The sequence below is a fragment of the Aeromonas sp. R7-5 genome, assembly GCF_040908015.1.
GTDB classification, from domain to species: domain Bacteria; phylum Pseudomonadota; class Gammaproteobacteria; order Enterobacterales; family Aeromonadaceae; genus Aeromonas; species Aeromonas caviae.
Map to the genome: position 1 here is coordinate 78,652 of NZ_JBFOCZ010000017.1, position 6,000 is coordinate 84,651.

Genomic DNA, 6,000 nt, shown 5'->3' on the forward strand with positions numbered 1-6,000 from the left:
CCCCGGCTGGATGTGTGACCGGGCAGGCACTATTGTTGTTCTCTGCCACCGACTTTGCTGATGATGCATTCAACAAAAGTTGGTAGCCAGTTACATAAACCGAAAATAAATTTCACAGTTTTTCATGATATAGCGCAATTTCGCGCAGATTGTTGGTTGACTCGCGAGGGAGTTCTAGTAAATTTACAAACGGAATTTTCTTTGACTACTGAACAGTTAGGTAACCAATTATGACTATCAAAGTAGGTATTAACGGTTTTGGCCGTATCGGTCGTTTCGTTTTCCGTCTGGCTGCTGAGCGTGCTGACATCGAAGTGGTTGGTATCAACGACCTGATCGACGTTGACTACATGGCTTACATGCTGAAGTACGACTCCACTCACGGTCGCTTCAAGGGCACTGTTGAAGTCAAAGACGGCAACCTGATCGTCAACGGCAAAACCGTACGTGTTACCGCTGAACGTGACCCGGCCAACCTGAAATGGGGCGAAATCGGTGTTGACGTTGTTGCCGAAGCAACCGGTCTGTTCCTGACCGACGAAACCGCTCGCAAGCACATCGCTGCCGGTGCCAAGAAAGTCGTACTGACCGGTCCGTCCAAAGACGCCACCCCGATGTTCGTCATGGGCGTCAACCAGGATTCCTACGCTGGCCAGGACATCGTTTCCAACGCTTCCTGCACCACCAACTGCCTGGCCCCCATCGCCAAGGTTCTGAACGATACCTTCGGTATCGAATCCGGCCTGATGACCACCGTTCACGCTACCACTGCTACCCAGAAGACCGTTGATGGTCCGTCTGCCAAAGACTGGCGCGGTGGCCGCGGTGCGGCTCAGAACATCATCCCGTCCTCTACCGGTGCTGCCAAGGCTGTTGGCGTGGTCATCCCGGAACTGAACGGCAAGCTGACCGGCATGGCCTTCCGCGTTCCGACTCCGGACGTGTCCGTTGTTGACCTGACCGTCAACCTGAAGAAAGAAGCGTCCTACGCTGAAATCTGCCAGGCCATGAAGGCTGCCTCCGAAGGCGCCATGAAGGGCGTGCTGGGCTACACCGAAGACGAAGTGGTTTCCACCGACTTCCTGGGTGAGCGTCAGACTTCCGTGTTCGATGCCAAGGCTGGTATCCAGCTGAACAAGACCTTCGTGAAAGTCGTCTCCTGGTACGACAACGAAATGGGCTACTCCAGCAAGGTTCTGGACCTGATCGCTCACATCTCCAAGTAATTTGGGATGCGCAATCGCGTAGCTTGAAAAAAGGCGGCCAATGGCCGCCTTTTTGTATTCTGAATCACGGACCCTTTCTGAATGTCCCCGAGCACTGGAGCCTTTATGACACCGACACGTACGCTGACTGCCCACTGCACCCTGAGCCAGGATGGCCTGCCCCTGCTGACCATAGACAATGAGCACGCCAGGGCCGAGATAAGCCTGTTTGGCGCCCACGTGCTGCGTTACCAACGCCATGGTGAGCCGGCCTCTCTCTGGCTCAGCGACAAGGCGATACTGGATGGCAGCAAGCCCATTCGCGGCGGCATTCCCCTCTGCTGGCCCTGGTTCGGCCCCTCCCCCGCTCGCGTTGGCAGCGGCAAGCCGGCTCATGGCTTCGCACGCAACTGCCTGTGGACGCTGGATGGGGTCTCCGATCACGGGGATGGCACACTCGTCCACCTCTCCCTGCGTGACAACGATGCCAGCAGGACACTCTGGCCCCATGCCTTCGAGCTGGAGCTGGACGTACTGGTCGGCAAGGAGCTTTCCCTGGTGCTGACCACCCGCAACACCGGCAAGTCAGCGCTCACCTACAATGCCGCCCTGCACACCTACCTGCAGATCAGTGCGCCGGAAGCGGTGACCGTGACCGGCCTCGGCAAACCCTATCTGGACAAGCTGACCGGCCGAAACGAACTGCAACAGGGAGCGCTGACCGTCACCGCAGCCATGGATCGCATCTACCGCCAGCCCGATGCCATGGTCAGCGTGCAGGATGGTGAGCGCACCACCCGGGTGGTCAACGGCAACCACGACAGCGTGGTGGTCTGGACCCCCTGGCAGGAAGGGGCCAGCGCCATGGCCGACATGAGTGACGACGGTTATCGCACCATGCTCTGTGTCGAGGCGGCCATCACCGCCGAGGACGGGATCACCGTCCCGCCCGACGAGGAGCACAGCTTCTCCACCGTCATCATCTGACGATACAGATGACGGATAAATAAAGAGGGCTCCCGCGGGAGCCCTCTTTGCATCTTGCCATCAGCGTCAGTCAGGCGTTGCCCTGGGTCTTGAGCTTGAGCTCGGCGGCGAAATCCAGCATGCGGTCGAGCGGGACAAGCGCTTTGAGACGCAGTGCCTCATCCACATGGATCTCGTGACGCTCGGCGCCGTCGGTCAGGGCCTCCTTAATGGCCACCAGGCCGTTCATCGCCATCCAGGGACAGTGGGCGCAGCTGCGGCAGGTGGCACCATCACCACCAGTGGGCGCTTCCACCATCTCTTTCTCCGGGCAGGCCTGCTGCATCTTGTAGAAGATGCCGCGATCGGTCGCCACGATCAGTTTCTGCTGGGGCAGCTCTTTGGCGGCCTTGATGAGCTGGCTGGTGGAACCCACTGCATCCGCCAGCTCGATGACGGAGGCCGGAGACTCCGGGTGCACCAGCACGGCGGCATCCGGGTTCTGGGCCTTGAGCTCGCGCAGCGCCTTGGCCTTGAACTCGTCGTGCACGATGCAGTGCCCCTGCCAGCGCAGCATCTCGGCGCCGGTCTTCTTCTCGATGTAGGCGCCGAGGTGTCTGTCCGGGCCCCAGATGATCTTGTGACCCTGACTGTCCAGATGTTCGACGATCTCCAGCGCAATGCTGGAGGTGACCACCCAGTCGGCCCGTGCTTTCACCGCTGCCGAGGTATTGGCATAGACCACCACGATGTGATCGGGGTGGGCATCGCAGAAGGCGGAGAACTGGTCGATGGGACAACCCAGATCAAGAGAGCACTCGGCCTCCAGCGTCGGCATCAGCACACGCTTGTGGGGGCTCAGGATCTTGGAGGTCTCTCCCATGAAGCGCACACCGGCCACGATCAGGGTCTGGGCCGCATGGTCGCGACCGAAGCGGGCCATCTCCAGGGAGTCACCCACGAAGCCACCGGTGGCTTCTGCCAGGGCCTGGATCTCGGGATCCGTGTAGTAATGGGCAACCAGCACGGCCTGGCGCGCCTGCAGCAGCACCTTGATCTCGGCGATCAGGGTCGCCTTCTGCTCGGGAGTCAGGGGCTGTGGTTTGGCCGGGAAGGGGTAGTCCATCTCGACTACCGGCGGAATACTGCTCAGTGCATTGCTCATTGCGACTGTTCCATCAACGCTCGGGAAGGCCAAAATTATAACCAGAAGCCGTGCACAAACCCATCAACAAATCCAGTACAGTACAACTGTCAGGACCCGCTCCGACCATATCGTTGTCATTCTTGCCAAAAGGAGTTGTCGAATGAAACAACGTTCGCTCAAGACCAAGTTGTTGTTGCTCACGCTGGGACTTTTTCTCGCCAGTGGCGTCGCCATGACATGGATACAGTCCTCCTCGCTGAACGGCCTGCGCGATGACATCATGGCGCAGACCCGTGGCGCCCTGGAGCAGGAGGTTTCCCGTTCCCTGCAATTCCAGGCAGAGCGGTATGCCGTGCAGATCGAAGACCAGTTGCAGCAGGCCTATCAGATACCGCTCGGCATGGCGGCGCAGCTTGAAGGAAGCATGGCCCAGCCGGACCAGCGGCTGAGTCGCCCGCAAGTGGAGCTGCTGCTTGGCAGCCGCCTGCGCCAGGCAAACGGGATCAGTTCCATCTACGCCCAGTTCGAACCCAACGGTTACGACGGACAGGACGCCGACTGGCAGACGGGCGCCAGCCATTCGGTTGCCGGCAAGGGCAGTCTCGAGGTCTACTTCACCCGGGAACAGAACGGAAACATCGCGCAGCAGACCATAGATGCCGCCACCAGTGACGCCAAGTTCGACACCTCGCGCAATGAATTCGGCATTCGCAACAGCGAGTGGTATCTCTGCGGTCGCGAGACTCGTCGCCCCTGCCTGATGGAACCCTACCTCTACGAGATAAGCCCTGGCCAGAAGATGCTGATGACCAGCCTGACGGTGCCTGTCCTCAAGGATGGCAAGTTTGCCGGAATCACCGGGGTCGACATGAACCTGCCCATCTTCCAGCAACTGGCCGAGCACCTTGGCAAGAGCCTCTATGACAACCAGGCCGAGGTCACCCTGGTCAGCAAGGCGGGCTTCATCGTCGGCAGCAACCGCCATTCGGACAAACTGGGGCGTCCCCTGACAGAGGCCGGACTGGTTGCCCCGAATGGACGCCCCGCCGATACCGACAGCGATTTCATCCTGCAGCAGCCCATACGGATCGATGCCGCCGACAACCAGTGGTGGCTGATGATCAAGGTGCCCAAGGCCCTCGCCCTCAGCCAGGCCAACACCATCAGCCAGCAGCTCGGCAGCCTGTTGCAGGCGACCCAGCAGCAGCAGCTGGTTGCCATCGTTGTCATCACCCTGGTGGCCCTGGGCCTGCTTGTCTGGTTCATCCAGACCATCACGGCGCCCCTCTCCCTCATCAGCCGCCACGTCTCCCACCTCGCCAGCAATGAAGGCGACCTGACCCAGCAGATGCGTATCGACACCCACCAGGAGCTCATTGAGCTTGGCAGGCATCTCAATGCCTTCCTCGGCAAGCTGAGGGCCATGGTGCAGGGCAGCAAGCAGATTGGGCAACAGGTGCATCAGCAGGCCAGGGGCATGAAACAGACGGCCGATGCCATGCGCAGCAGCCTGGACGATCAGAGCCTGGAGCTGGAGAGCGTGGTCAGCGCCATGCACGAGATGAGCACCACGGCAGTCAGTGTGGCGGGCTATGCGGAACAGGCGGCGCAGGAGTCTGAAGCGGCGACCCACCATGTCAGCACGGCCCAGCAGACCTTGAGCAGGGCCCGCAACGAGATCCATACCCTGGTCGAGGACATGCATCAGGCCGACAAGGCGGTCGCCCAGGTCGCCCAGCGCAGCACCAATATCAGCCACATTCTCGATGTGATCCGGGCCATTGCCGAACAGACCAACCTGCTGGCCCTCAACGCAGCCATCGAGGCGGCGCGGGCCGGCGACATGGGCAGGGGTTTTGCCGTCGTGGCGGACGAGGTGAGGGCGCTGGCCAACAAGACCCGCTCATCCACCGACGAGATAGGGCAGCTCATCGGCAGCCTGCAAACCGAGGTCACCAGTAGCCAGCAGTTGATGAGCACGGGGATCGCCCGCTCGGTGAGCACGGTTGAAGGCACGGAGCAGGCCTTCGAGGCACTCAATCAGGTGGTCACCCAGATCCAGCAGATCCATGATCACATCAGCCAGGTGGCGACCGCCGCCGAGCAGCAGAGTGCCGTGAGCGACACCATCAACCAGAACCTGATGCGCATCGGCGACGCCGCCACCACCCTGGGACAAGAGGCCAATGCCAGCCAGCGCCTGAGCGAGGCACTGGAACAGGCGGCCACCACCCTGGCAAGCGAGCTGGATCGACTGCGAACCTGATGGGAGACGGAAACGAAAAAGCCCGCATCGCTGCGGGCTTTTCAATATGGTGGTCGTTACTGGGCTCGAACCAGTGACCCCCTCCTTGTAAGGGAGGTGCTCTCCCAGCTGAGCTAAACGACCTGGGACAAGACTGAAATGATGGTGGGTCGTGCTGGATTCGAACCAGCGACCAATTGATTAAAAGTCAACTGCTCTACCGACTGAGCTAACGACCCATCGAAATCATTTTTAAAGCATGGTGGTCGTTACTGGGCTCGAACCAGTGACCCCCTCCTTGTAAGGGAGGTGCTCTCCCAGCTGAGCTAAACGACCTGGGATAAGACTGAAATGATGGTGGGTCGTGCTGGATTCGAACCAGCGACCAATTGATTAAAAGTCAACTGCTCTACCGACTGAGCTAACGACCCATCGAA

General features: G+C 60.0%; 4 protein-coding genes and 4 tRNA genes. 3 read left to right on the forward strand and 5 right to left on the reverse strand.

The window, feature by feature from the left end; all coding sequences use genetic code 11:
• Positions 1-230: 230 nt before the first annotated feature.
• Positions 231-1,226: a type I glyceraldehyde-3-phosphate dehydrogenase gene (gene gap / locus AB5Y53_RS06360; protein ID WP_010672882.1), complete on the forward strand. Its 996-nt coding sequence runs from the start codon at positions 231-233 to the stop codon at positions 1,224-1,226.
• A 105-nt stretch (positions 1,227-1,331) separates the two neighbouring features.
• Positions 1,332-2,192, forward strand: a complete 861-nt coding sequence (locus AB5Y53_RS06365; RefSeq protein WP_161469972.1) for a D-hexose-6-phosphate mutarotase — start codon at positions 1,332-1,334, stop codon at positions 2,190-2,192.
• A 70-nt stretch (positions 2,193-2,262) separates the two neighbouring features.
• Here the strand turns inward: AB5Y53_RS06365 and nadA are convergent, their stop codons facing one another.
• Positions 2,263-3,336 (reverse strand): quinolinate synthase NadA, encoded by a 1,074-nt coding sequence (nadA, locus tag AB5Y53_RS06370; protein ID WP_010672880.1) that lies wholly within the window; start codon positions 3,334-3,336, stop codon positions 2,263-2,265.
• 142 nt (positions 3,337-3,478) lie between these two features.
• Between nadA and AB5Y53_RS06375 the strand changes: the two genes are divergently transcribed.
• Positions 3,479-5,584 (forward strand): methyl-accepting chemotaxis protein, encoded by a 2,106-nt coding sequence (locus AB5Y53_RS06375; RefSeq protein WP_368181369.1) that lies wholly within the window; start codon positions 3,479-3,481, stop codon positions 5,582-5,584.
• Between the two features lie 47 nt (positions 5,585-5,631).
• Here AB5Y53_RS06375 and AB5Y53_RS06380 read toward each other — a convergent pair.
• From AB5Y53_RS06380 to AB5Y53_RS06395, 4 genes are all read right to left on the reverse strand, one after another.
• Positions 5,632-5,707, reverse strand: a tRNA-Val gene (locus tag AB5Y53_RS06380).
• 19 nt (positions 5,708-5,726) lie between these two features.
• Positions 5,727-5,802, reverse strand: a tRNA-Lys gene (locus AB5Y53_RS06385).
• Between the two features lie 21 nt (positions 5,803-5,823).
• Positions 5,824-5,899 (reverse strand) — tRNA-Val (locus AB5Y53_RS06390).
• A 19-nt stretch (positions 5,900-5,918) separates the two neighbouring features.
• Positions 5,919-5,994 (reverse strand) — tRNA-Lys (locus tag AB5Y53_RS06395).
• Positions 5,995-6,000: the final 6 nt, after the last annotated feature.